This window comes from Undibacterium paludis (assembly GCF_022568815.1).
Classification (GTDB): domain Bacteria; phylum Pseudomonadota; class Gammaproteobacteria; order Burkholderiales; family Burkholderiaceae_D; genus Undibacterium.
Genome location: NZ_JAKZHX010000009.1, coordinates 110,493 through 137,314, shown reverse-complemented (window position 1 = coordinate 137,314; position 26,822 = coordinate 110,493). Strand labels below are relative to the sequence as shown.

At 50.8% G+C, this 26,822-nt stretch carries 22 protein-coding genes and 3 tRNA genes; 16 read left to right on the top strand and 9 right to left on the bottom strand.

The annotated features are described in order from the left end of the window. The first annotated feature begins 13 nt into the window (after positions 1–13). The 9 genes from LZ463_RS16420 to LZ463_RS16380 all read left to right on the top strand — a co-directional run bounded on the left by LZ463_RS16420 (position 14) and on the right by LZ463_RS16380 (position 8,442). Positions 14–2,413, top strand: a complete 2,400-nt coding sequence (locus tag LZ463_RS16420; protein WP_241456896.1) for an MMPL family transporter — start codon at positions 14–16, stop codon at positions 2,411–2,413. Next, entirely contained in the window at positions 2,397–2,948 is a 552-nt protein-coding gene (locus tag LZ463_RS16415; protein WP_241456895.1) for a DUF3261 domain-containing protein, read from the top strand. The genes LZ463_RS16420 and LZ463_RS16415 overlap by 17 nt, the downstream gene beginning before the upstream one ends. 9 nt (positions 2,949–2,957) lie before the next feature. Beyond that, a complete protein-coding gene (locus LZ463_RS16410) occupies positions 2,958–4,151 on the top strand; it encodes a beta-ketoacyl-ACP synthase (protein WP_241456894.1) in 1,194 nt (397 codons plus the stop codon). Further along, positions 4,148–4,609, top strand: a complete 462-nt coding sequence (locus LZ463_RS16405; RefSeq protein ID WP_347176276.1) for a hotdog family protein — start codon at positions 4,148–4,150, stop codon at positions 4,607–4,609. Before LZ463_RS16410 ends, LZ463_RS16405 begins: the two co-directional genes overlap by 4 nt. 2 nt (positions 4,610–4,611) lie before the next feature. Beyond that, positions 4,612–5,337, top strand: a complete 726-nt coding sequence (locus LZ463_RS16400) for a 3-ketoacyl-ACP reductase FabG2 (protein WP_241456893.1) — start codon at positions 4,612–4,614, stop codon at positions 5,335–5,337. Beyond that, the gene (locus LZ463_RS16395; protein WP_241456892.1) at positions 5,334–6,572 is read left to right on the top strand and encodes a beta-ketoacyl-ACP synthase; all 1,239 of its coding nucleotides are present in this window, start codon (positions 5,334–5,336) and stop codon (positions 6,570–6,572) included. The genes LZ463_RS16400 and LZ463_RS16395 overlap by 4 nt, the downstream gene beginning before the upstream one ends. 39 nt (positions 6,573–6,611) lie before the next feature. Continuing rightward, entirely contained in the window at positions 6,612–7,058 is a 447-nt protein-coding gene (locus LZ463_RS16390) for an excinuclease ATPase subunit (protein WP_241456891.1), read from the top strand. Between the two features lie 106 nt (positions 7,059–7,164). Continuing rightward, positions 7,165–7,776, top strand: coding sequence for a hypothetical protein (locus LZ463_RS16385; protein WP_241456890.1), 612 nt, complete (start codon positions 7,165–7,167; stop codon positions 7,774–7,776). 24 nt (positions 7,777–7,800) lie between these two features. Further along, positions 7,801–8,442, top strand: coding sequence for a 4'-phosphopantetheinyl transferase family protein (locus LZ463_RS16380; RefSeq protein WP_241456889.1), 642 nt, complete (start codon positions 7,801–7,803; stop codon positions 8,440–8,442). On the opposite strand, the gene LZ463_RS16375 is transcribed toward LZ463_RS16380, so the two are convergent. From LZ463_RS16375 to LZ463_RS16355, 5 genes are all read right to left on the bottom strand, one after another. Then, positions 8,401–9,252, bottom strand: coding sequence for a polysaccharide deacetylase family protein (locus LZ463_RS16375; protein ID WP_241456888.1), 852 nt, complete (start codon positions 9,250–9,252; stop codon positions 8,401–8,403). The two genes, LZ463_RS16380 and LZ463_RS16375, sit on opposite strands and share 42 nt — an antisense overlap. Before the next feature lie 568 nt (positions 9,253–9,820). Then, positions 9,821–9,896: transfer RNA gene (locus LZ463_RS16370), tRNA-Asn, on the bottom strand. Between the two features lie 190 nt (positions 9,897–10,086). Then, positions 10,087–10,162: transfer RNA gene (locus tag LZ463_RS16365), tRNA-Asn, on the bottom strand. A 105-nt stretch (positions 10,163–10,267) separates the two neighbouring features. Then, positions 10,268–10,343: transfer RNA gene (locus LZ463_RS16360), tRNA-Asn, on the bottom strand. A 60-nt stretch (positions 10,344–10,403) separates the two neighbouring features. Beyond that, positions 10,404–11,618, bottom strand: coding sequence for an amino acid aminotransferase (locus LZ463_RS16355; RefSeq protein ID WP_241456887.1), 1,215 nt, complete (start codon positions 11,616–11,618; stop codon positions 10,404–10,406). Positions 11,619–11,716: 98 nt separating this feature from the next. On the opposite strand from LZ463_RS16355, the gene uvrB reads away from it, so the two are divergent. The 3 genes from uvrB (at position 11,717) to LZ463_RS16340 (ending at position 15,036) form a co-directional block, all read left to right on the top strand. Continuing rightward, positions 11,717–13,822 carry an excinuclease ABC subunit UvrB gene (gene uvrB / locus LZ463_RS16350; protein WP_241456886.1) on the top strand — a complete coding sequence of 702 codons (2,106 nt, stop codon included), beginning with the start codon at positions 11,717–11,719 and terminating at the stop codon, positions 13,820–13,822. A 16-nt stretch (positions 13,823–13,838) separates the two neighbouring features. Further along, positions 13,839–14,456 (top strand): hypothetical protein, encoded by a 618-nt coding sequence (locus tag LZ463_RS16345; RefSeq protein ID WP_241456885.1) that lies wholly within the window; start codon positions 13,839–13,841, stop codon positions 14,454–14,456. A gap of 94 nt (positions 14,457–14,550) precedes the next feature. Continuing rightward, positions 14,551–15,036, top strand: a complete 486-nt coding sequence (locus LZ463_RS16340) for a hypothetical protein (protein ID WP_241456884.1) — start codon at positions 14,551–14,553, stop codon at positions 15,034–15,036. Positions 15,037–15,397: 361 nt separating this feature from the next. On the opposite strand, the gene LZ463_RS16335 is transcribed toward LZ463_RS16340, so the two are convergent. Next, on the bottom strand, positions 15,398–16,711 hold the full coding sequence (locus LZ463_RS16335; protein WP_241456883.1) for a GGDEF domain-containing protein: 1,314 nt from the start codon (positions 16,709–16,711) through the stop codon (positions 15,398–15,400). A 299-nt stretch (positions 16,712–17,010) separates the two neighbouring features. Between LZ463_RS16335 and LZ463_RS16330 the strand changes: the two genes are divergently transcribed. Next, a complete protein-coding gene (locus tag LZ463_RS16330; protein ID WP_241456882.1) occupies positions 17,011–17,592 on the top strand; it encodes a DJ-1/PfpI family protein in 582 nt (193 codons plus the stop codon). Positions 17,593–17,663: 71 nt separating this feature from the next. Beyond that, entirely contained in the window at positions 17,664–18,008 is a 345-nt protein-coding gene (locus LZ463_RS16325) for a ribbon-helix-helix domain-containing protein (RefSeq protein WP_241456881.1), read from the top strand. Between the two features lie 62 nt (positions 18,009–18,070). On the opposite strand, the gene cphA is transcribed toward LZ463_RS16325, so the two are convergent. Continuing rightward, positions 18,071–20,641, bottom strand: a complete 2,571-nt coding sequence (cphA, locus tag LZ463_RS16320) for a cyanophycin synthetase (RefSeq protein ID WP_241456880.1) — start codon at positions 20,639–20,641, stop codon at positions 18,071–18,073. A gap of 160 nt (positions 20,642–20,801) precedes the next feature. Continuing rightward, complete coding sequence (locus LZ463_RS16315; protein ID WP_241456879.1) at positions 20,802–22,979, bottom strand: cyanophycin synthetase; 2,178 nt, start codon at positions 22,977–22,979, stop codon at positions 20,802–20,804. A gap of 377 nt (positions 22,980–23,356) precedes the next feature. On the opposite strand from LZ463_RS16315, the gene LZ463_RS16310 reads away from it, so the two are divergent. Both LZ463_RS16310 and LZ463_RS16305 read left to right on the top strand, forming a co-directional pair. Then, positions 23,357–25,636 carry a cyanophycin metabolism-associated ABC transporter gene (locus tag LZ463_RS16310; protein ID WP_241456878.1) on the top strand — a complete coding sequence of 760 codons (2,280 nt, stop codon included), beginning with the start codon at positions 23,357–23,359 and terminating at the stop codon, positions 25,634–25,636. A 5-nt stretch (positions 25,637–25,641) separates the two neighbouring features. After that, on the top strand, positions 25,642–26,112 hold the full coding sequence (locus LZ463_RS16305) for a cyanophycin metabolism-associated DUF1854 family protein (protein WP_241456877.1): 471 nt from the start codon (positions 25,642–25,644) through the stop codon (positions 26,110–26,112). 25 nt (positions 26,113–26,137) lie between these two features. Here LZ463_RS16305 and LZ463_RS16300 read toward each other — a convergent pair whose 3' ends face one another. Next, positions 26,138–26,650, bottom strand: coding sequence for a GNAT family N-acetyltransferase (locus tag LZ463_RS16300; RefSeq protein WP_241456876.1), 513 nt, complete (start codon positions 26,648–26,650; stop codon positions 26,138–26,140). Positions 26,651–26,822 lie beyond the last annotated feature (172 nt).

The window sequence follows — 26,822 nt, the reverse complement described above, 5'->3', positions numbered from 1 at the left end:
CAAAAAAGATTGCATGAGCGAAAAAATTAATAAGCAAAGCGTCATACCGCGTGCCCTGGCTATTGTCTGGGCATTGGTCGTATGCTTGCTGCTTGCGCATAATGCCTATTTGTGGCTTGGCAAGCGTATTACGCCTAACACCGACATTCTTGCCTTGTTACCGGTACAAGAGCGTGACCCTGTCCTGCAACAGTCGTTTGCGCACATGGTTGATAGTGCGCAGCAAAGAGTGGTTGTACTTGTTGGCGCCACTGACTGGGAGCAGGCAGTGCGTGCCGCAGATGCGTATCAAAAAATTTTGGTCACGCGTCCTGATTTGCTCAAACTGACCAGTGTCAGTGATCAGGCGCAGAATGACTGGCTGAGCACTTTCCAGAAACAGAGCCTGGGTTTGCTGAGTCGCCAGCAAGAGCAGCAATTGCGTACAGAAGCACCGCAATACTGGACAGATATCGCCCTGGCAAAAATGTATAGTGCATTTTCCGGCCCCAAGCTTGGATCGTTTCAGGATGACCCATTCGGCCTGTTCAGTACCTGGGTACAGGAAAGGGCGCAAGAAACACCGGTGCGCCCGCGCGACGGCAAGTTATTCGTGTCAAATGCAGAGCGTCAATATGTCTTGCTGCCGCTTGGCCTGGTCCCTCCGGCGTTTTCATTGAGTGCGCAAGAAGCCGTCTTGCCTCTGCTGGAACGGGCCGGTGCCGCGGCAAGGCAGGTCAGCCCATCAGTCGAGATCATCCGTGCCGGTGTCATTTTGCATGCGGCAGCAGCCGGGCAGCAGGCCAACTCTGAAGTTTCCACCATCGGTGTTGGCTCGCTGATAGGTATCATCTTGCTGATGTGGCTGAGTTTTCACTCCCTCAAACCAATCACCCTCATACTCTTGTCCATAGGCATAGGTTTTCTTGGTGCCGTATCCGTCTGTTACTTGTTGTTTGGCGACATCCACTTATTGACCCTGGTGTTTGGCGCCAGTCTGATCGGTGTGGCACAGGATTATGGCATCTATTTCCTGTGTAATCGCCTCAGTGCAGACAAGAGCCTGGACTCCCACCAATTGCTCAAACGGCTCTTGCCTGGTTTGAGTCTGACCTTGCTGGCAGCCGTAATCGGTTATCTGGGGCTGGGCCTGACACCTTTCCCGGGCTTGCGTCATATGGCGGCATTTTCGGCACTGGGTCTGTTGTTCGCCTGGTGCACAGTGATTTGCTGGTTCCCGCAGTTGATCAGTGCCGGTAGTTTGCGAAGCGGCCGGTTGGTGTCTGCATATGGCTCTGTTTTGCTGCACTGGCCACGTTTGCTCCTCAATCGCCAGGGTCTGCTCATCATTCTCGTATTCACCGTACTGGTTGGTGCAGGTGTTTCACGTCTTGGTGTCAATGACGACATACGTCTGTTGCAAACACCGCCCAAGCACCTGGTCAATGATCAGATCAAGCTGGGTAAATTGCTGGATGCTCCTACGCCGGTACAATACTTTCTAGTGCGCGGGCCTAGTGCAGAAATTGTATTGCAAAGAGAAGAAGCCCTGAAGCACAAGCTCGACGGTTTTATTGCCGACCACACCATTAGCGGTTACCAGGCTTTGTCCAACTGGATACCGTCAGCACAGACCGTGGCTGAGCGCAGGAAACTGATTGATGAAAAGCTCTTGTCCGAGGGGACGGCCCTGTCACTGCTGGCTGGCAAGCTTGATGAAGATCCAGCATGGGCTGCGAAGATACGCCAGCACTTGCTGGGTCTGGATAGTCGCATGACGGTGAATGCCTTCCTGCAAACATCAGCCGGTGATCCATGGCGGCACTTATGGCTTGGGCAAATAGGTACTGAGCATGCCAGCATCGTTGCCTTGCGCGGACTCAATTATGCCAACAATGGCTTGCAGCGCCTGGCGCAGGCCAGTGAGGGTTTGCAAGGTGTGCAATGGGTTGACAAGGTCAGCGAAATTTCCAGCGTATTGGGTCGCTATCGTGCCTATATGGGCTGGGTGCTGGGCGCTGCCTATCTGCTGGTGTTTGCCTTGCTGCTGCCACGTTATCGCCGCCATGCGTGGCGGGTATTGCTGCCGACACTGACAGCCAGCATGGCTACCCTGGGTTTGCTGGGACTGGCCGGGCAAAGCCTGCAATTGTTTCATGTACTGGCCCTGATGCTCTTGCTTGGTGTTGGCGTGGATTACGGTATCTTCATGCAGGAACATCCTGACCGGCGCAATGCCACACCCTGGCTGGCAGTCGGCTTGTCCGCTGCGAATACCATACTCTCATTTGGTCTGCTGGGGCTCAGTAATACGCCGGCTTTGCGGGCTTTTGGTCTGACCATGCTGATCGGCATTGCGATGGTCTGGCTGATTGTTCCCTGTTTTACCAGTTCAGAAGTGGATTCGCAAACCGATTATGCTAAAACCAACTAAATTCATATTGCTTGCCGTGCTGCTGGCAACGCTGGGTGCTTGCGCCAGTTCACAGAAAACGCCGCCGCAGGCCAGGCTGGGCCTGATGCTGGCACCGGCTGCACTGGGTGGCTCATTCAATGTACAACAGCATCTGAAAGTGGAAAGAAATGGCAAGATAGACGAACTTGATGCCGCACTGGAAGTTGAACCAGACCACCTGGAACTGGTTGGACTGGCTTTTGGGCAGCGTGTATTGAGTCTCAGTTATGATGGGCAGCAACTGAAATCATGGCGGCATGTGATGTTGCCGGCACAAGTCAGGGCCGAAGACGTACTGGAAGACATGCAATTGTGTCTGTGGCCGCTAGAAGCCATTGCTGCAGCCCTGCCCGCAGGTTGGCGCATAGAAGAACAGGGGCTGCACAGAAAGCTCTATCTGAATGACGACCTGATCACCACCATCGATTACACTGGCTTGCCACGCTGGAGTGGCACAGTCACTTTGAATAATTTGCGTTATAGCTACCGACTGACCATACAGTCAGCACCTTGAAGTATTTTTATGAGAATGTTTTTAAATCACTGCGGTATTGTATGCGCCCTGGGTGATAATCGGCATGACGTCAGTCGACGCTTGCTCAATGAAGCGCAGAGTGGCTTGCTGGAGACAGATGCATGGTCCCCGGGCAAGGTATTGCCTGTCGGCCAGGTCCGGACCGACTTGCCAGGCGTGGCGCATTTGCCGCTGACCATGCGCAGTCGTAATAACCAGCTTGCCCTGGCTGCACTGGAACAGATTCGGCCAGCATTGGTAGAGGCCATTGCCCGTTTTGGTGCAGACCGTGTCGGTATTGTGGTGGGCACCAGTACTTCAGGTATTGCCAGTACAGAAAATGCGCTGCAACATCTGCGGCAGCATGGGGCATTGCCGGCAAGCTTTCACTATGCGCAGCAGGAAATGTGTTCGCCAGCGGACATGCTGGCGCATGAATTGGGCATTACCGGCCCCGCCTATGTGCATTCCAGCGCCTGCTCTTCCAGTGCCAAAGCCATGGCAAGTGCGGCCCGCCTGATCAGGATGGGCTTGTGTGATGTGGTGTTGACAGGTGGCGTAGATAGTCTGTGTGCATTTACCATTGCCGGTTTTTCGGCCCTGGAATCTGTCAGCAGCACCGTTTGCAATCCGCTCAGCGCCAATCGCAATGGTATCAATATTGGCGAGGGAGCCGCTTTATTTGTCATGAGCGCAGAGCCGGAACAGCCAGGCTCCGTGGCTTTGTGCGGCTGGGGGGAGGCCTCTGACGGACACCATATGTCAGCGCCTGATCCCGCTGGCGGCGGCGCCAGACTGGCTATTGCACAGGCCTTGCAGCGAGCAGGTATTTCTGCCGCAGAAATCGACTACATCAATATGCATGGCACAGCCACTGTACAAAATGATGCGATGGAATCCCGCGTGATACGCGATATGTTTGGCGCATCCGTGGCTGTCAGTTCGACCAAACCCTTTACCGGTCATGCCCTGGGTGCCGCAGCGGCCATAGAGGCTGCCCTGTGCTGGCTTGCCATGCAGGATGACAACCCGCTGGGCAAGCTGCCGCCACATTTGTGGGACCAGGTCAGGGATGAACAATTGCCAGACCTGGTCACCGTCAGTAAAAAGCAGCAACTGGGCCGCCCCTTGCAATGGGCGCTAAGTAATTCCTTTGCCTTTGGTGGTTCGAATGCAAGCCTGGTATTGGGGAGGGCGATATGAGTCAGATGTATTTGCCAGCCGTTCGTGATGTAGTGCCACACAGTGGTGAGATGGTGCTGCTTGACCGCCTGCTTGCTGTCGATGACGAGACTCTGTGTGCAGAGGTGAGGATAGAATCCGGCACACTGTTTTGCGATGCCAATGGAGTTGGTTCCTGGGTCGGTATTGAGTATATGGCTCAGGCGATTGCTGCACATGCCGGTTACCTGGCAACGATCAAGGGGGAGCCTGTAAAAGTAGGTTTTTTGCTGGGTTCGCGCCGTTATGAGGCCAGCGTGCCGCTATTTGCCTTGGGTAGCGTATTGCATATCCATGTGCTGCGCGCCATGCAGGGCGACAATGGCCTGGGGGCGTTTGAATGCCGTATTGAGGACAGTACATCCAGGACCGTATTGGCAAATGCGACGGTGACGGTATTCCAGCCCGATAATGTTAAAGATTTTCTGCAACGGAGTTAGTAATGAGTATGAGTGTGTTGGTGACAGGATCATCGCGCGGCATAGGCAAGGCAATTGCATTGCGCCTGGCGCGTGATGGTTACGATATTGTCTTGCATTGCCGCAGTCAGCGTGCAGAAACTGACGTGCTTGCGCAGGAGATCGCCGGCATGGGGCGTCAGGTCAGGGTATTGCAGTTTGATATCAGCGCACGTGAGCAGGCGGCAGCCATATTGACGGCGGATATTGAGGAGCATGGCTGCTACTATGGCGTGGTATGCAATGCCGGTGTGGCGCGTGATAATGCTTTTCCGGCCATGTCGGGTGAAGACTGGGATATTGTTCTGGAGACTAATCTCGATGGTTTTTACAATGTACTCAATCCTCTGGTCATGCCCATGGTGCAAAGGCGCAAGCCAGGGCGTATCATCACTCTGGCTTCGGTATCTGGCCTGATCGGCAATCGCGGCCAGGTGAATTACAGCGCAGCAAAAGCCGGCATCATCGGCGCGACCAAGGCGTTGGCCATCGAACTGGCCAAACGCGCCATTACGGTCAACTGTGTGGCCCCGGGCCTGATAGAGACTGACATGATAAGTGAAGTACCAATGGAAGAAGCATTAAAAATGATACCGGCCCGCCGTGTGGGCAAGCCCGAAGAAGTGGCCGCTGTCGTCAGTTTTCTCATGCATGCAGATGCTGCGTATGTGACGCGCCAGGTTATATCGGTCAATGGAGGCATGGCATGAGCAAGATCAATCGCCGCGTGGTTGTGACAGGCATGGCTGGCATCAGCCCGCTGGGCAATGACTGGACCAGCATACGCCGGCAATTGGGGGAGTACCGCAATGCCATCGTCCCTATGGATGACTGGCAAGACTATGATGGACTCAATACCAAACTTGGTGCCCCGGCAGCGCCGTTTGAGCTGAATGAAAAATATCATCGCAAAGCCACCCGCAGCATGGGCCGGGTGGCGCTGATGGCGACACGCGCCAGTGAAATGGCGCTGGCACATGCCGGTTTGCTCGATCATACCTTGCTGACGAGCGGGCAGATGGGCATCTCTTTTGGTTCTTCTGCCGGCACACCAAGCGCCATTGGTGATTTCGGGCGCATGATGGAAGAGCGCACCACCAAGGGCATCAATGCGACGACCTATATAAAGATGATGGCGCATACTGCGCCAGTCAACATCGGTGTGTTTTTTGGCTTGACTGGGCGCGTGATTACGACATCATCAGCCTGTACATCAGGCAGCCAGGGTATAGGTTACGCATATGAAGCAATCCGTAGTGGCAAGCAGATCGCCATGATAGCCGGCGGTGCAGAAGAATTATGTGCGACCGAAGCGGCGGTATTCGACACTCTGTTCGCCACCAGTGTCAAAAATGATACACCTGAAGTCACGCCGCGTCCGTTTGATGCCGGTCGCGATGGCCTGGTGATAGGTGAAGGCGCGGGTTGCCTGATACTCGAAGAACTTGAGCACGCAGTGGCGCGTGGCGCAACCATACATGCAGAACTGGTCGGATTTGGCACCAATAGTGACGGTTGTCATGTGACACAGCCCAATGCCGAAACCATGAAGATCGCCATGCAACTGGCACTGGCAGATGCAGGACTGCAGCCTGGCGATATTGGTTATGTCAATGCCCACGGTACCGGCACCCAGCAGGGCGATATTGCCGAGAGCCAGGCAACGGCAGAAGTCTTCGGCCAGCGTACGCCCATCAGTTCCCTGAAAAGCTATATGGGTCATACGCTGGGGGCCTGTGGCGCACTGGAGGCCTGGATCAGCATAGAAATGATGCGCGAAGGCTGGTTTGCACCGACGATCAATTTGCAGGAGCTGGACCCGCAATGCGCAGAGCTTGATTACATCAGGGACGAGGGCAGGGCGATAACTTGTGCGTATGTGATGTCGAATAATTTTGCGTTTGGCGGAATAAACACTTCGCTGATTTTTAAAAAATATAGCTGACTTGCATGTTGATAGCGTTTTTTAGCCTGGAGATAGAACATGAAAAAATTAATTCGTACCGCAATTGCGCTGATCACACTGGTTAATTTAACGATGCCGGTTATTGCTGCTGACAATATAGTGATGTTGCCTATCGCGACAGCGATGACAAGCAATAATGCTCCATATAGATTAGGCGATAAGGTGAAATACTATTTTGGCACACAAGCCACGCCACCTGTATCCAGGAAAATCATTAACGATCAAACAAATAAAAAAACAAATGCCTTGAACAAGACTACTGAGCAGGCTTGCAACTGGGTTTTTCTATCTGCTATGTTGCAACTGAAAAAACGCGCTGAAAATTTGGGTGCAAATGCCGTGATTAATATCGTCAGTAATTATGATGATGTCGAAAAATCAAGCGAAACAGAATTTGAGTGCCACATTAATGCTTTGATGGCTGGTGTTGTTCTCAAGGCAGATTTTGTCAAGATTGATGAATAAGTAAAGAACATGAAAATTTTTATTCATCCATATCTCATCTCAGGTGATACTGAAGTGATGTAATGAATTGTGTGAGTCGATGATTGTTTAATATTGGAGAAACTATATGAGTATATGGAAAGAAATGCTACCCGTGATGATGACGGCAGTCCTTTTACTGTCCGGATGTGCTTCAAAAAAACAGCCTGAAATTGCTTCTTTCACTTTCCCAGAGATAGGTACTATTGCGACAAAAGGCATCGGGGAAAGTTTATTGACACAGGGGATGGGGCAATTGGAGCCATCACTTGTTATTGCTCAAAATGAGATGATTGGTTCTATTCCTTTGCTTAAAGGTGAGTATCCATTTGAGGCAGAAAATAAAACGCGCATTAAGTTTGTCAAAGATAAAGTAGAAGTTTATCTTTATAAGGCTGAAAATAAAATTTGCTTTAGCAAAGAGCAATGTGCAGATATCAAATATTCACTCATTAACAAGCTTGCAAGAAAATCAGCAAATGCTTTCCAACAAACTTTGCTTTATAACGGAAAAATAGGTAATCGAATTACTCTTGCGTATAGGGAGTTTTCTAATAATCTGGCGCGCCCAGCATTTAACAATGAAGTAACCTACGATTTAGACGAGTCGTCAATTTTAGGCTATAAAGGCGCACGCATAGAAATAGTAAAGGCGACAAATACTGAAATTACTTATAAGATTTTGTCAGGCTTTGATTAAGCTTGTTGAGCGTAAGAGTGCTTGATGATGTCAATCGCTAAAGTGTGGCTCGTGGATAGTTCTTCTATAAAAGATCGGGAGCTAACTTGCTACACTTCTTGGCTTGCACCAACCGAATTGCGGCGCTATCGGTGTTTTGTCAGACCCGAGCGTCAGCGGCAATTTTTGATTGGACGAGTTTTGCTTCGTCAAAGGCTTAGTCAATTACTGGAAGTGCCGGTTGACGTACTGCAATTGACTGAACGCCCTGGCAATGCACCGCAGCTTGATTTTCCAGCCTTTCCAGATATTGGCTTCAGCCTTTCGCATAGTGGTAACTGGATTGGTTGTGCTTTGAGTAGCAACAACAAGTTGGGTTTGGATATCGAATTGCTAAACCCTGACCGGGACTTCTCAGCACTGGCATTGCATGCATTTGATGCTGAAGAGAGTGTCTGGATAAACCAGCAGGATGCGGACAATCGCATGCATGCTTTTTATCAGCTATGGACAAAAAAAGAAGCGCAAATCAAGCTGAATTTGCCATGTGCACAATGCTTGCAGCTACCGCATCATGCCTTGTCCATCACTTTGTGTAGCGACAGGCAATTTGTATCGCCACCTCTACTTTTGCAAGTAGGCCTGTCAGCGGAACAGACTCCAGAACCAGTTCCATATCCCCGGTAACTCTGGTGCGTTATTGCTGTCTTTCACTACTCTTGCCAAAGCAGCGCGTTCAAGCTCATCAGCAGCATCATAAAAAGGCTTTTCGCTGACTTGTACATTCAATTCCCCGGCCACGTCCAGAAGTATTCCCAGATACTCCTCCAGATGATTGGCTGTGTAAGGATTGATGTCATGGAAAGTGACCACAATCGGGGTCACGCCATCTACCACCGGCAAGGTATTCTGGCACCAGCGCGGGCGCATGGCCGCCAGTAATTTGCGCATATTTCGGCGTTTGGTCAGGCTGAAATTGATGCCATAGATAATGCCATCATTGGCGCTTAAATCTGTCAATAGCATCTGCAAGCCATGCTGCTGATAGACGTCCAGCGTCAGCGCGTCATAACTCCAGAATGGCGGACGTACCAGTTTTGGGGCGACTCCGGTAATGCTGGTCAGGTCAGCAATGCCGAGTTCAAGCGAAGCTTTCAAATCCTGTTCGCCAAGATAACGATGATTGGAATGTCGCGGCGTTGCCGTATGAAAAGCCAGCAAATGACCTTCTTCGACTTCGCGCTTCAGCAAGGTCCGGCCATATTCTGTACCGCCACCATTGACAGCTCTTGTTTGCGTAAAAAAAACCGCTTTGATGCCATTCTGGTGGGGGTTTTTTGACAGGATGCTTAATACTTTTTCGGTAGGGTTGTCCGGCCTGACTGCACTGGGCCCGTCATCAAATGTCAGCAGATAGCGGATGGGTGCCGGATTGCCGTCACAAGTATCATCTGCCGTTGCTGCATTGGACTGGCCGGCTACTGATAAAGCAAGCATGCAAAATACTGCCAGATATCTTTGAAGAAGGATAAGCAAAATCGGTAAGCGTTGATTGAACCAAGGCCGATATTGTATCTGCCCTGACAGAAATTTTCTGTAGATAATCAAGGCCGATGCCGACATCAAGATAAACGTGTACTTTTCATGAAGCAGGCAAACAAGTATTGAAAGGCTATGGGATCATGACTGGATGGCAAGAATCCAGATATTTTTGCACTGAAAATTCCAAGGCAGTGACTCGGTGTCAGTGGGGCAGGTTTTTTTGTATATGACGCGCTGTCAGTGGCGATGATCATAGGGGATGGGAAAGTGCTTTAGCGTGGAAAGCAAAGCACTGACCCAACAGTCTGTTGAAAGACCGGGTATGACTAACAAGGGGGAAGCGTACGTTTTTCTGTGACCGGGGTTGTACTTAAACCGGTAAATGATTTTGCCAGGCTTGTCTGACTTCTACGCCGCGTACATAAAACTTCAGAAGCAATGGCAAGTTTTTAGAATTACACTGACTGACTTGAGGGAAAAAAAAGAGTTACTGGCACGTGCAAGTAACTCTGTTCTCTCAATTTGGCTCCCCGACCTGGACTCGAACCAGGGACCTGCGGATTAACAGTCCGTCGCTCTACCGACTGAGCTATCAGGGAATAGAAGATATGATGATCTTCGTAAAACTCTTTTTAAATCTTTTTGCAGTGATTTTTTATTAAGTTCACCACTTACTTCAAATTCTTATTTGTTACTGCATCAACTTATCCCGCTGTTTACCTGTAACCAGGTGAATCCGGCGGAAAAAAAAGAGTTACTGGCGTTGGCAAGTAACTCTATTTACTAATTTGGCTCCCCGACCTGGACTCGAACCAGGGACCTGCGGATTAACAGTCCGTCGCTCTACCGACTGAGCTATCAGGGAATAGAAGATATGATGATCTTCGTAAAACTTTGTAAGCACTTTGATGTGCCGTAAAACCAGCTCGCAGTGATTTTTTGCTAAGTTCACTACTTACTTTGAATTCTGTGGCTCCCCGACCTGGACTCGAACCAGGGACCTGCGGATTAACAGTCCGTCGCTCTACCGACTGAGCTATCAGGGAACAGAGACAAAGATTATATGCTCCGCCCCTGAAGTTGTCAACTCTATTGCCACAAGCGAATTACAGGGTCTTCGCAATCGCCGCGATGACATTGTCAATATTTTTGCTATTGAGGGCCGCTACACAGATACGGCCGGTATCAACGGCATAGATAGAGTTATTGTCACGCAATTGGCCTACCTGTTCTTTCGTCAGGCCAGAATATGAGAACATGCCGCGCTGCTGGATGACGAAGTCAAAGTTGTGAGCAGGGGCTTGTTCTTTGAGCTTGTTGACAAAAGCTGCGCGCATTTCGCGTATGCGTACGCGCATGCCTGCCAGTTCTTCTTCCCACAACTGACGCAGTTCCGGGGTCGCCAGTACCGTTGCCACCACCTGGCCGCCATGAGTAGGAGGGTTGGAATAGTTGGTGCGGATCACGCGCTTGAGTTGCGACATGATGCGTGCAGCTTCTTCTGCACTCGACGCTGCTATGCTCAGCGCGCCGACACGCTCGCCGTACAGGGAGAAAGATTTGGAAAAAGAGTTGGAGACGAACAGGGCGCCGCCGGCTTCTGCAAAACGACGTACGACCTTACCATCAGCTTCTATGCCATCACCAAAGCCCTGGTAAGCCATGTCAAGGAAAGGGATCAGGCCCCGCTGCGTGACAACTTCAATGACCTGTGTCCATTGCTCGTCAGTCAGATCTGCACCGGTAGGGTTATGGCAGCATGCGTGCAGCAGGACGATGGCGCCAGGTGCCATGTTTTTTAATGCATCCAGCATACCGGCAAAATTGACGCCACGTGTTGCTGCATCATAATACGGATAAGAATTGACCTTGAAACCGGCTGACTCAAACAGGGCGCGATGGTTTTCCCAGCTTGGGTCGCTGATCCAGACTTCAGAATTTGGCGTGAAACGCTGCAAGAAGTCAGCACCCAGCTTCAATGCACCCGTGCCACCTATGGCTTGTGCAGTAATGGCGCGCTTCTCTTTGACGACATCGCTGTCAGCGCCAAACACCAGTTCCTGTACTGCCTTGTCATAGGCAGCCAGGCCTTCGATGGGCAGGTAAGTGCGAGGCGAGAATTTTTCCATCAAAATGGCTTCGGCCTTTTTGACACATTCCAGCAAGGGTACTTTGCCATTGTCGTCATAATAAACACCAACACCAAGGTTGACCTTGGCAGGATTCTGGTCAGCATTAAAGGCTTCGGTGATACCCAGGATAGGGTCGCGCGGCGCCATTTCTATGGCAGAAAACAGGGGGGAAGAAGCGGAAGCAGTCATCGTGATAATATTGAAATAGTTGTCGTTGCCGACAATAAAGGTTGGAATGAGGCAGATTGCAAAGTACAGCCACCTATTTTAGCAAAGGTAATAGCATCATGGCGGTCGCACCGGTTAATTCAACAGCTTCGTCCGAACAGTTGGACGAGGCAAAATTCATCAGCTTTCCTGATTCACCTTATCAGTTATACCAGTTGTTCCAGCCTGCCGGCGATCAGCCGACGGCAATATCGCAATTGGTCGAGGGAATCAATGATGGCTTGTTTTTTCAGACACTGCTGGGTGTGACGGGGTCGGGTAAGACCTATACGATGGCGAACGTGATCGCCAGGACCGGTAGGCCGGCAATCATCTTTGCACCTAATAAAACCCTGGCTGCACAGTTGTATAGTGAGTTCAGAGAATTCTTTCCACGCAATGCGGTGGAGTATTTTGTCAGTTATTACGATTACTATCAACCAGAAGCCTATGTGCCGCAACGTGACTTGTTCATTGAGAAAGATTCTGCCATCAATGAGCACATAGAACAGATGCGCCTGTCCTGCACCAAATCACTGATGGAAAGACGTGACGTGATCATCGTGGCAACGGTGTCTGCCATCTATGGTATCGGTAACCCCAATGAATATCACAAGATGATTTTGACCTTGCGCGCCAGGGACAAGGTCAGTCAGCGCGACATCATTGCCCGTTTGATACAAATGCAATACAAGCGTAATGAGGTCGACTTTGGTCGCGGCACTTTCCGCGTCCGTGGTGACACCATAGACATTTTCCCCGCTGAACATGCTGAACTGGCCGTGCGCGTGGAAATGTTTGATGATGAAATCGAAAACCTGCAATTGTTTGACCCATTGACGGGCCGTATCAAGCAAAAGATACCGCGTTTTACCGTCTACCCTGGTTCGCATTATGTGACGCCGCGTGAAACGGTCCTGCGGGCGATAGAAACCATCAAGGAGGAATTACGTGAGCGTCTTGATTTTTTCCGCCGTGAAAACAAACTGATAGAAGAACAGCGCATAGAGCAGCGCACCCGCTTTGACCTGGAAATGATGGCCGAGATCGGCTTCACTAAGGGGATTGAAAATTACTCACGTCATTTGAGCGGCGCCAAGGCCGGCGACCCGCCACCTACCCTGGTTGATTATTTGCCGTCTGACGCCCTGATGTTTCTGGACGAATCGCATGTGCTGACCGGCCAGTTGAATGGCATGTACAACGGCGACAGGGCGCGCAAGACCAATCTGGTTGATTACGGCTTTCGCCTGCCTTCGGCACTGGATAATCGCCCGTTGAAGTTTGCTGAGTTCGAAAGCAAATTGCGCCAGACCGTGTTTGTATCAGCCACGCCAGGTGATTATGAAGACCAGCATGCTGACCAGACGGTGGAGCAGGTGGTCAGGCCGACCGGCCTGGTTGACCCTGAAATAGAAGTGCGGCCAGCCCTGACCCAGGTCGATGACTTGATGAATCAGATCATAGAAAGGGTGAAAAAGAATGAGCGTGTATTGGTCACTACGTTGACCAAGCGCATGTCAGAACAGTTGACAGAATTCCTTAACGAAAATGGCATCAAGGTGCGCTACCTGCACAGTGATATAGATACGGTAGAGCGGGTAGAGATCATCCGTGACCTGCGTCTGGGCACTTTTGATGTACTGGTTGGTATTAACCTCTTGCGCGAGGGCCTGGATATACCTGAAGTTTCTCTGGTTGCGATTCTGGATGCGGATAAAGAAGGCTTCCTGCGTTCAGAACGCAGTCTGATACAGACCATAGGACGTGCTGCCCGTAATTTGAATGGCAAAGCCATCCTGTATGCCGACAAGGTGACTGATTCCATGCGTCGCGCCATGGGTGAAACTGAACGTCGTCGCAACAAGCAACTGGCTTTCAATGCCGCGAATAACATCACACCAACCGGTATCAGCAAACAGATCAAGGACATCATCGATGGTGTCTATAATCCGCAGGAAGCCAAGGAAGAGCTGGCAGTAGCACAAGAACAGGCACGTTATGAAGTCATGAGCGAGAAACAGATCAGCCGTGAAATCAAGCGCCTGGAAAAACTCATGCTCGATCATGCGAAGAATCTGGAGTTTGAGAAAGCTGCCCAGGTCAGGGATCAGTTAGCGCATGTTAAACAGCAATTGTTTGGGGCGGGTGGGCATGATACCTTGGGTGCTGTTGTCGACAACTAAATATTAGGGAATCAAGATGTACAAATACAGGCATGAATCTGAAAGCAAAGTGCTTAGATCCTATGCTCAGGCATTAGAAGTGCCGAAGTTTATTAAAGTATCTGTAGCACTTGGTGCGCTTCTAGGTGTGATACTTTTTCTGATCCTTGCATTTGATATGGTAAAGCAGCGCTGGGAACCATGGAGCCCTTTCTGGGAAGAATTGCCGTTCAAAGTGATGCTAATGGGTGCGTTTTTTTTGTTTTTTAGTATGCTTTTATCAACTGCAAGAAAATGGGCGGCTGGGAGAGTTTTTTCTTTGGGGGCAGGCTTTGGGCTGCTTTTCCTTGGAGGCGGTTACTTTTTAGCCTTGCCGTTTTTTATGACTGTAAATACTTATTTTGATACTTCACCGGCTCAGTCAATTTCTGCGCAAATCATAAAAAAGATAGCTACAGAACACGAAGGCAGTCGGGGCGGAAAATATGTTGTGAAGTCATGGCTGGTTAAGGTCGCTCCTGAAAAAGAGCTGCGTAAGATAAATGTACCTGATCACTGGTCTGAGCAAACAGAATCAGGCGATAAACTAATTATCAATGTACGTGGTGGTTTATTTGGTATTTCATATATCGATGCAATACAAAAGGTACAATGACTTGGTGATATTTATCAGTAATTAAGTTGGACTGATTTCATCAAAATGTTCTGTCGGTGACTAACGTCAATTGGATTGTCAGATAGGGCTTTGGATGGGCATTAGTAATTCAGAATTTCAGGCGTTGTTTTTGTTTCCATTCATCGCGTCGCTGATTTTGTTGATTTGCATGATTGTTCAAGGTCAAGGTGGTAAGGCAGTTTTATCGTTTTTGATTACTTCCATTTTGATGTTTGTTGTCAGTTCGAGTCTTCCTAATGGTGTGGGCCTTATTCTTTGTTTATTACTTGGGCCTTGGACAATGTGTATCGTCATGTTCGTCACCTTTTTAATACAGAGAAAAAAAACACAAAACCTTGATCCGGAAAATAAAAATGATCCAAATTATGGCTTCACCAGGCGTACGTTAGATCCATGCATGTTCTATGACCAGGATGGCAGCTTGCTTACTGAGGAACAGTCCTTGAATCACTTGCTTGCACTTGATGCCAATGCCTGCGACGATTTTTTTAAGTTCAATTGGCTACCCACGTGCAAAAAAAAGCGAGTCGCTCGAACAGGCGAGGCAGCGCTGCGTTGATGCTTATAAAAAAGAACGTATAAAAAGCTAGAACTGATCCTTGGTGTTATACGCTTATGATGAAGCTGCGTGAATTTCGACCTGTTCACCCTTGGAGAAAGCCTTTTCTGCGCATGTGCAGGGCAGAGTGAAAGCGCCAATTGAATAGGGTATTGACAATTGAGTCCTGTAACGCAAAGACCAAACCCTTTTCGCAGTGGGGTTGGAGAAATCTGTGTCTATGCATCAGTTCGAAGGTTGGGTTGGCAAGCCCGACATTTGGCGGTCAGTAACATGGACGTTTGTTGTGGTCCATTGTTGGGCTGATAAACCGTAGCACAATCTACGATATTGGGCCCATTCTCACGGACCACAAATTGTATTATTTCCTGCTAACACAAACCTGATTCCGGCCACTCTGTTTTGCCTGATACAGCATCGCATCTGCCTGCAGGAACATGGTATTTTCGGTATTCCAGGTAGGGAAGTCGGCTATTCCACCACTGAAACTAAAGTTTTTGTTTTCACCTTGTTTGACCTCAAAGTCAATTCTGCCAAAGGCTTCGCGCATGGCGTCGAGTTTTTGTTTGCCTTGTGCTGGTTCGCAGTCCCAGAAAAGCACGACAAATTCTTCGCCGCCAAAACGGCTTAGCAGGTCATGTTCACCCATTTGTGCAGACAAGACCAAAGATAATCGCTTGATGACGATGTCGCCAAAATAGTGGCCCCAGGTATCATTGATGTTTTTGAACTTGTCGATGTCTATGATGCCGTAGGTCAGAGGTTTGTTTTCCCGGCTGGCGCGGCGTATCCATTCCTGAGCTTTTTTCTGGAAGCCGACTTTATTGAGCAGACCCGTTGCTCTGTCACGGCTGATCAAGTCCTTGCTGGCGCGTATTTTATTGATGCGATTCAATAGCTGGCGCGTCAGCACATCGGCATCATTGGGCATAAAGATTTCATCGAAGCCGCTGTCCAGGGCGCGGCGTGTCAGAGCCGCGTCTTGCCGGTCTTGAAGTAAAATGATCTCACGACCTATATCAAATTCTATGTTTTTCTTCAGCACGCGGACGACAGCCTCGGTTTGCAGGTATTGTGCTTCGTCAATGAGGACAAGATCAGGTTGCGCCTCTTTGACACGTACATGCAGAGTGTGTCCGTCCTGATATTGCAGCAGCTGGACTTTATTGTCGGATAGCAGGCCAATGTCGAAGACGGGCTTTTCACCCAGGTAGATGACGGTATTGGAATCGCCGCGTTTGTTCCTGGCAAAGATATTGAACAGTTTATCTACCAGTACTTCATTCGTGATTGGTTTCTCTGCATAGGCGAGGCAGTTGCTGTCGACTAATTTCTGCTGCAAAAGGAAACGCTCGCCCTGGCGTACGGTTTGCAGATAGATATAACTTCTGTCAGTCGGCAGGCGCTGCAACAGGTCGCTCAGAAACATGGTTTGCCGACGTGTGTGTTGCATGTCATCCTGCATGTTGTACAGGACATCAAGGTCAATGACAAACAAGGTATTTTCATCCGAGTTGTGTACGGTATTGACAAAATCACTCATCTGATCAAAGAACAGGATATCGAAGTCGTACTTGTGCGCGCCCAGTAACAATTCTTTTTTATTGTCTATCATAAAAAAGGTCTGGGTCAGCATTAATACGCGATTCTTGTATAACGATCCTGTTTCCGCCATGTTGTCTCCAAACGAAATCCGGGTTGCCTGCTTTGCAAATACCTGTGTTCAGGTGATCAGGAGATTTTATACGAGTTCTGCTTGTTACCTGAACAATGTTAAGTAATTTCCCTTTGCAGCGTCGAAATTTCATGCGGGAATGCAGTCGAAATCTATTCCACTCCCGATGATGGCCTGCAACGCTCATTGTTTGGTGGCACTATCCTGCTGTGATGTGAATGTAGTAACCTGTCATTACCACCTGATATGCTTTTAGATTAACAATCAGTCTCCATTTGATTTTTTATACAGGAGACATCATGACGGCCAAAAAAATACTGATGCTGGTTGGTGATTTTGTAGAGGATTATGAGGCCATGGTGCCTTTTCAGGCTCTTTTAGCGGTGGGGCATGAGGTCCACGCAGTTTGCCCCGATAAAAAGGCTGGTGACTATGTTGCTACGGCAATACATGATTTTGAGGGCCAGCAGACATATACAGAAAAACCTGGACACCGCTTTACGATTACCCATGACTTTGCCAGTACAAATGCACAGGATTATGACGCTTTGCTGATCCCCGGGGGCCGTGCACCCGAATACCTGCGGCTTAATCCACAAATTATTTCCATAGTTCAATATTTTGCCAAGGCCAGCAAGCCAATTGCTGCCATTTGTCATGGCGCACAGATACTAGCTGCTGCAAGGGTGCTGGAAGGGGTGAAGTGCTCTGCTTACCCTGCCTGTCAGCCTGAGGTTGAAGCAGCCGGCGGGCATTATGCCAATATTGCAGTCACTGCTGCTGTGACAGACCGGAATTTTGTGACTGCGCCAGCCTGGCCTGCACACCCTGCCTGGATAGCACAATTTCTCAATCTCCTTGGTACAGAAATCAAGTTGTGAATTATTTAAGCATTCAATGATTGCCGTATAATCGTCAGGAGTAAATTTCTTGACGATTTGCGGGAGGCAAGATGTGCGAGATTTTTGTAAAAGCTGATCCGGGTTTGTATGAAAGCAAGGCACGCTCGATACGCCTGCATGGAGTGGTGACTTCAATACGTCTGGAGAAGATATTCTGGAACGTCTTGCAGGAGATTGCAGAGCGTGATGGTATGAATACCAATCAACTGATCACCAAACTCTATGATGAGCTGATGGAGTGTCGTGGACATATCGATAATTTTGCTTCATTCTTGCGGGTATGTTGCCTGCGTTACACTTCACTGATGGCAGATGGTGAAATACCGAGCGACAAGCGTTTGCCATTGTCAGGTTTGCGACTTGGCAAACCGGTTGCAAATGGCCTGCTGATTTAGAGCATGAATGCAAAATGCCAGGTAATTAACCTGGCATTTTTGTTGAGTTGTGCTGCAGGGATTTAACCTTCAGCGACGCGTCTGGCGATATGCGCCAAAGCTTCTTCTACCTGATCGATCAGGATCAGGCAAAGGTCGCCAGCTTGCAATCTGTCCATCGCCAGGTCAATGGCGATAAATTCACCGGTGATTTCATCGACGCGACTGGTTTTGCTGGCATTGCCCAAACCCTCCCGCAAGAGCGCGATCACTTCGCCATCGGCGCGTCCACGCTGGCATTGGTCCTGGTACAGGACTACATCATCAAAGGATTCACCGAGGATTTCAGTCTGCTGCCGTATGTCCTGATCGCGCCTGTCACCCGCGCCGCTGATGACGACAGAGCGGCGTTTGGCTGGCATGGTTTCAACTGCGCGTACCAGTGCCAGTATCGCATCAGGATTATGGCCGTAGTCTGCAATCAGTGTAGCGCCGCGGAAGTTGAAGACATTGAAGCGGCCCGGCGCATTATCAGCCTCGTTGGCGAAGGTCTTCAGGCCTACACTTATGTGGTCCCAAGCGATATTGATGGCCCAGGCCGCGGCGACAGATGCCATCACGTTTTCAACCTGGAAGCCTATGCTGCCATTGCGGGTAATAGGGATTTCCGTCAAGGGAATGCTGTGACGGAACTTGCCTTCAGCTGCAATCAGGTGACCATCTTCAATAAACACCACGCGCTTGCCCTGTGCCCTGTGGGTTGCCATGATGGGATGCTGGTTGTCTGCCGCAAAGAAAATGACAGCGGAAGGGCAGTTGCTGGCCATGGCGGCAACAATAGGGTCTGCTGCATTGAGTACGGCGTATCCGTTATCAGCAACGTTCTGGACAATCACGCGTTTCAAGACCGCAAGATCTTCAACTGTAGTGATATAGTTCAGGCCCAGATGGTCACCGGAACCGATATTGGTAACAACAGCCACCTGGCAACGGTCATAAGCCAGACCTTCGCGCAGTACGCCGCCACGGGCTGTCTCAAACACTGCGGCATCTACATCGGGATGTGACAGTACATTGCGGGCACTGCGCGGGCCGCTGCAGTCGCCACTGTCGATCTGGCGCCCGGCGACATATACGCCATCCGTATTGGTCATGCCGGTACGCAAGCCACTGGCTGTCAGCAAATGCGCGATCAGGCGTACAGTCGTGGTTTTGCCATTGGTGCCGGTGACAGCAATAATCGGTATGCGGCCGTCTTCACCTTCTTCAAACATGGATGAAATGATGGCCTCGCCAACCTGACGCCCCTTGCCAAAAGAAGGGGACAAGTGCATGCGCAAGCCGGGGGCAGCATTGACTTCTACGATGCCGCCGTTTTGTTCTTCAATCGGTTTCAGCACGCTGTCGCATACCAGGTCGACGCCACAAATATCCAGGCCCACCATTTGTGCCGCTGCTACAGCGCGTGCTGCAACTTCAGGATGCACATCATCGGTCACGTCGGTTGCTGCGCCGCCGGTGGACAGGTTGGCATTATTACGCAAGACCACGCGTTGTCCTTTGGGCGGGATGGAGTCAGCAACGAAGCCTTGCTTGGCCAGGCTGGCCAGGGCAATGTCGTCGAAACGTATCTTGGTCAACGAGGTCGAGTGCCCACTGCCACGACGCGGGTCTTTATTGACCTGGTCAACCAGTTCCCTTACGGTTTTCTTGCCATCGCCAACCACTTGCGGCGGGTCTCGGCGTGCTGCGGCCACCAGTTTGTTGCCCACCACCAGCAGACGGAAGTCATTGCCGGGCAAGAATCGTTCAACCAGGATGTCGTCACGGAATTCACTGGCCGCGATAAAGCCGGCATCAAGCTGCTCACGTGTGGTGACATTGACGGTGACCCCTTTGCCCTGATTGCCATCCTTGGGCTTGACGACGACTGGTAAGCCAATTTCCAGTGCTGCTTTCCAGGCGTCATCTGCATCGTAGACTGAACGGCCCAGCGGTACGGGCACACCTGCCGCATGCAGCAGCTTCTTGGTCAGTTCTTTGTCCTGTGCAATGGCTTCAGCAATGGCGCTGGTGCCGTCCATTTCAGCGGCCTGTATCTTGCGTTGGCGGCTACCCCAGCCAAACGTGACCAGGCTGCCGTCGGTCAGGCGGCGGAAAGGGATATTACGGGCGAGAGCGGCATTGACGATGGAGCCGGTCGAAGGGCCGAGGCGCACATCTTCATCAAGCTCACGCAATTGTTCAAGCGCTGCTGCCAGATCAAACGTCTGGCTCTTCAGCGCTGCGTTAATCAGTTTGTCTGCCAGTTCCACGGCCAGACGTCCTACTGCTTCTTCCGAATATTCAACGACAACCTGGAAGATGCCTGCTTCTACGGTTTGCGTGGTACGACTGAAGGTCACAGGGCAACCGGCTTCTGCCTGGAGGCCCAAGACGGTCAATTCAAAAACGTGGGCCATCGGAATGGCATCGTCGTGACCGGTTGGCTGCAATACGCTCAACTCTGGGAACAGGGCGCGCAAGCGGTCTTCAAAACCATCCAGGCCGGCAATTGACAGCTCTTCATTTGTGCAGGCAACAATCGCTTCAACTGCCGTGTGGTGGCTCCAGAGATTGGGACCGCGCAGGGCACGGATGCGTGATACTTCCATAAAACTTAGTCCTGTTGAAAAAGGCGTCAAACGAAGATGTGGGGGGAGGAGCTCAGGTCTTCCAAATTCCCGATTTCACATCGTCAAGTAAATAACAAATTCCAAGAAAATACAGATCAATCGCAGACCAGTTTGTCAGGTCTGGTACTTAGTAATCAGCTCAGTAAGTTGCTTTCTGGCTGGAGTCAAAAGACCTGAGTCCTGCCGCAATCAATTCCGGTGCAATATTCAGCGCCCAGCCAGCCGCGACCGCAGCGAGTACGATTTCTGGTTGTGCTGCTTTGGCCGGTTTCAATGAGCTCAGTGGCAATAGGGCTGCTTCATTGTCACCTTCAGCCAGGACAATGTGGGCATCACGCAAAAACACCACACGTTCACCGAGCGCACGATGATTGACTATCGCTTCTAGCAATGGATCCAGTCCATAGAAAATGACTTTGCCGTCACACAGCTCCGCCAGGTCCACGACAGCTTCTTCTGCAGCGTTCAGGACGGCGACGCCATCGGGCAGGATCACATCAACCTGGGTGCGCATTATCTTGCGCATCTGTTCAGGGCTGTCGATATAGTGAGGCGCGAGTTCCTCGTGACCATGCAGGTCAGTGACGACACCGACAGCGCATTTGTCGTAAGCAAGTCCATCCGTCAATATGGCTTTGGCATTGGTTTCAAAAACAGCGGCCTGCACTGAGCGGTTGATCAGCAGGCGCTGACCAGCTTCCCAGTTGGCGCAATCCCCATCAGTGACTTTGCGTTTGTTGAGAAACAGACCTGTTGCACAGGCAACACCGGTTTCTTTACCGCTGATGTTGATCAGGGCGCCTATCAGGCGGGAAATCAGGCTGCAACCTTTGGTACCGGCAACGCCGACTATGCTGATACGACCGGTCTCTCCCTCTGCAAACAGGTGATCAATGATCGCTTTGCCAACCGGGCGGCCCGGACCATTGGCCGGTTTGATGTGGGCCAGCAAACCCGGGCTGGCATTAACTTCGATGATGGCGCCGCCTTCTTTTGACAAAGGCTTGGAAATGTCTTCGGTTACCAGGTCGACACCGGCAATGTCCAGGCCGATGATGCGCGCTGCCAGAGTGGCGGCGGCGGCGGTGTCAGGGTGGATTTGCTCGGTGACATCCAGGCCGACGTTACCGTTTGGCTGTATCAATACGCGCTGATCTTTTAAAGGTATGGAGTTGGCATCCATGCCCTGGCGCTTCAATTCCAGAATGATTTCTGCACCGGCAGCAGGGTCAAGGGCATTGAGCGGACAGTCTTCTGTCGTACCGCGGCGTGGATCAATATTGATCTGCGCATCAACCAGTTCCGTGACATTCGATTTACCGTCGCCGGTCACCCATAGCGATTCACCTTTGCCGACAGCAACAACTTTGTTGCCGACCACCAGCACACGATGCTCGTCACCGGTGATAAAGCGTTCGACGATGACGCTCTTGCTGTCACCCTTGCGTGCAGCCAGCTCATAGGCGGCAATCACATCGGCTTCAGTCATGAGGTTGAGGGATACGCCGCGACCATGATTGCCGTCATAAGGTTTGATTACGACGGGCAGACCGATATCCTGGGCTTCTTCCCAGGCTTCGGCAGCACTGCGCACGATACAGCCTTCAGGTACAGGTACGCCACAGGCTGACAACAGGGATTTGGTCAGGTCTTTATCACTGGCGATACTTTCGGCAATGGCGCCGGTGCGGTCAGTTTCTGCTGTCCAGATACGACGCTGCGCGGCACCATGGCCTAATTGCACAAGGTTGCCCTCAGTCAGGCGTATGGAGGGAATACGGCGATCAGTCGCTGCATCAACGATGCTGGCGGTGCTGGGCCCCAGGCAGCGGTCATCGACCAGGTCGCGCAACTCAGCCACCTTGGCTTCCAGATCAAACGGCAGGTCTTCAATGGCGGCCATCAGCAGGTCGCGGCCGACTTGCAGTGCCGCACGACCAACCTGTTCCTCGCGGGTGCGGAAGGCCATCTTGTAGACGCCTTCAACATGGGTAGAACGGGTCTGGCCGAAACCGGTACGCATTCCAGCCAGGTTTTGCAGTTCCAATACGACATGCTCAAGAATATGACCAGCCCAGGTTCCTTCACGCAGGCGCTCCAGAAAGCCGCCACGTTCACCAACGCCGCAACGATGTTCTATGATGCCGGGCAACCAGGTGGTCAGACGCTCATACAAACCGGGGATTTTGTTGGATGGGAATTCTTCCAGCGCGCCTATGTCCAGCACCGCTTCGATAACAGGGCGATAAGTCCATATATTCGGGCCACGCAAATGGGTTGCGCTGAGAATGCAGATGTCTTTCTTCTTAGTTGTCATGTATGTAAACTTTTATAAGCCAGGTTCATGCAGACCTGGTCTTGTCATTTTTAGAGTTTTTCTTCGTTTTCCCTGAACGAGCTACTTTAGTCAGGTTTCCGGCATGCCAGAAATCTTGCTATAGGTGCAATGGTGCAAGGTATATAAGCATTGAAAGCGAATTGGAAAGGCACGCTTGCTGATATACTTGCGCGCCAGCGCAAAAGCAGTTCATCCTCTTGATCAGAATTATCTGATTATTTTTCTTTCGATAGAATACCGTAAATTACTGCTCCCGTGATATGCCTTATGCCTGAAACGGGGGTCATTTGTTTCTTTTGCAAAATTTTTCGCCTTGATGTTTCAGGGCCAGCTCTAGAGCCGGAGTTTGTTTTACGATGACCACAACACAATTGAGCCCTGCATTGAGTTCTGCCTTAAGCCCGGACCAGTCAGTTTTATCTTTGCCAATAATCTGGCAAACTGAATTGTCCAAGCAAATCGCCAAAGGCGAGAACGTTTTAACGGCGCTGGAGGTTGACCTGGACGGTAAACTTCGTTTCCGCAAGGGCTTGCTGGCGGTGAGCGATCGGCGCCTGCTGTCCAAAGGGCCGGACGATACTGAGTGGAAAATCTGGGAATTTCGCCAAGGTTTGCAATTAAGTCATCATGACCATGCAGGCGTCGGTCATCTGGAGCTGGTCGATGAACAGGGGCTGCTGGCCAGCTGGCGTTTCACCCTGGGCCAGAACCTGCATGCGATACGCTTGCTGGACCAGTTCAAGGAGCAATTGCAAAGCCATCTCACAGGTATGCCTGTCGTGCGCGCAGAACAGAATGTCTGTCCCAGTTGTAAGGCAGTTCTGGAACCAGACCAGGATGAATGCCCGGTCTGTACCAAAGTTATCTACACACCACCTTCTACCTGGACCTTGTTGCGCCTGTGGCGTTTTGCCCATCCTTACCGCTTCCAGCTATTCATCGGGTTTGCCCTGATGTTGCTTGGCACGGCCGCGCATATGATCCCGCGTTATCTGACCAAACCGCTGACTGACGAGGTCCTGATCCCTTATCAGAATGGTCAGCATGTCGATCCCAAGCTGGTCGTGTTTTACATAGGCGGCCTGCTTGGTTCGGCGGTGATTGCCTGGTTGCTGAGCTGGGGCAAGACCTATATCCTGGCCCTGGTTTCAGAGCGCATAGGCGCGGACTTGCGTACGGCAACTTATGAGCATCTGCTTAAATTATCACTGGAATACTTTGGCGGCAAACGTACCGGTGACCTCATGTCACGCATAGGCAGCGAAAGTGACCGCATCTGCGTCTATCTGTCCCTGCACCTGCTCGATTTCGCTACAGACGTGCTGATGTTCATCATGACGGCCGGCTTCCTGCTGCAGATCAATACCAAGCTGGCCCTGGTCACCTTGTTGCCGCTGCCGTTCATTGCCTGGATGATCCATCTGGTGCGTGACAAGTTGCGCACCGGCTTTGAAAAGATCGACAGGGTATGGGGTGAAGTTACGAATGTCCTGGCGGACACCATCCCTGGCATACGCGTGGTGAAAGCCTTTGCCCAGGAAAAACGTGAAGCGGGGCGCTTCCGTGAAGCCAATAAACATAATCTTGCTGTCAATGACAGGCTCAACAAGGTCTGGTCGCTGTTTTCACCTACCGTATCGTTCCTGACTGACCTCGGCATTCTGGTGGTCTGGGGCTTTGGTATCTGGCAGATATCGCAAGGTGATATTACCGTCGGTTCCCTGGTGGCTGCCGTGGCTTTCATCAGCAACTTCTATGGCCGTATTGATTCCATGAGCCGCATCGTTTCTGTCACCCAGAAATCTGCATCGGCTGCCAAGCGTATTTTTGACATTCTTGATCACGTATCCAGCGTGCCTGACCCGCAGCAGCCGGTCAAGGTAACGGAAGTCAAAGGCCAGATAGAGTTGCGCGAAGTGGGCTTCCGTTATGGCAATCGCGCCGTTAATCGCGGCATCAATCTCAGTATCAAGCCGGGTGAAATGATAGGTCTGGTAGGACACAGTGGCTCGGGCAAAAGTACCCTGGTCAATCTGATCTGCCGGTTTTACGATGTGTCGGAAGGGGCGATTTTGCTTGATGGTGTTGATATACGTTCGTTTGCGGTATCGGATTACCGCAGCAATATCGGCCTGGTGTTGCAGGAGCCTTTCCTGTTCTTTGGCACCATTGCCGAGAACATTGCCTACGGCAAGCCAGATGCAACAAGGGATGAAATCATCGCGGCAGCTCGCGCGGCTCATGCGCATGAGTTCATTTTGCGTCTGCCGCAAGGCTATGACTCCATGGTCGGTGAGCGTGGCCAGGGCTTGTCGGGTGGTGAACGTCAGCGTATTTCCATCGCCCGCGCCTTGCTGATCGATCCGCGCATCCTGATCATGGATGAGGCAACGTCTTCCGTTGACTCGCAAACAGAAAAAGAAATTCAGAAAGCTCTCGATAACCTGGTGCAGGGCCGCACCACGATCGCCATTGCCCATCGCCTTTCCACTTTGCACAAGGCCGACAGGCTGGTTGTGCTGGACCGTGGTCAGGTCGTTGAAGTTGGCAGCCATGACGAACTGATGGCAAAAGAGGGGGCTTATTACAATTTGTACCAGGCTCAGGCACGTAATGCAGAACTGGTAGAGGAGTAATCAACATGACTACCACACAATTTAACTTGAGCCGTAACCCTTTCGGCAAATTGATATTGAAGAATGACGCCGGTGAAGTATTTGAAGGGGTCAGCCCGGTGCGCGCCTTTCCGATTCAGTCGCCACTGAGCGGCATTTCGATGGTGATGAACGATGGGCGCGAAGTGGCCTGGATAGACCAGCTTGATGATCTTGGTGCGACAGAGCGCACATTGGTGCTGGAAGAGCTGGAGGGGCGTGAATTCATGCCTGAAATCAGCAAGATCATCAGCGTGACCAGCTTTGCCCTGCCATGTACCTGGAAAGTCAGCACTGACAGGGGGGAGACTGATTTTGTCCTGAAGGGTGATGAAGACATACGCCGCATTGGCCGTACTTCATTACTGATTACCGATAATCACGGCATACAGTTCCTGATACGCGACATGTTTGAAATTGACAGGCATAGCCGCAAGATACTGGACCGTTTCCTGTAAGTTCCACATACTGGCAGGCGCTGATTCAAAAGTCGTAAGCGTATAAATTGGTATCGCAGCTTTCACCTTCGAGTACGACTACTGCTTCCAGGACAAATCCCAGGCTTTGCAGCAGCTTGTTGGAACTGGCATTGTCAGGCGACGTGATACCGGCCAGTTTCTTCAACCCTAGCTGGCTGCCTGCATATCGGACGGTTGCGGCTGCTGCTTCCTTTGCATACCCCTGTCCGGTAAATTGTGGCAGGAAAGCATAGCCAATATCAATATTCTTCAGTGTCGGACGTTTTACCAGACCGCACAAGCCGAGCTTTGCGCCATCCTCCTTGCGCTCGACGACATACAGGCTAAAACCATTGCTTTCCTGGCTGGCAAGCGGGCCTTGAATGATGTCCTGCTCTGCAGCTTCGAGCGTACGGATACCTTTGTCACGTATATGGATGATGAAGCTGGGATCATTGATCAACTCCAGATAGAAAGCGGCATCATCTATGGTGATGACGCGCATATTGAGTCTTTCTGTACTGATGATTAGCTTCATTCTTGTCTCCGTGGAAATAAATGCCAGTGTAAGCTGAATGTGCTGAAGCAGCCAATTACCTGCTTTGCTGGCTACTCAAAATGAAAGCCAGTGAAAACTGAGGCATTGAACCTACATACTTGTGAACTTGTTATACAAAATAATGAATTGTATAAACTTTTTCTCATTTTCA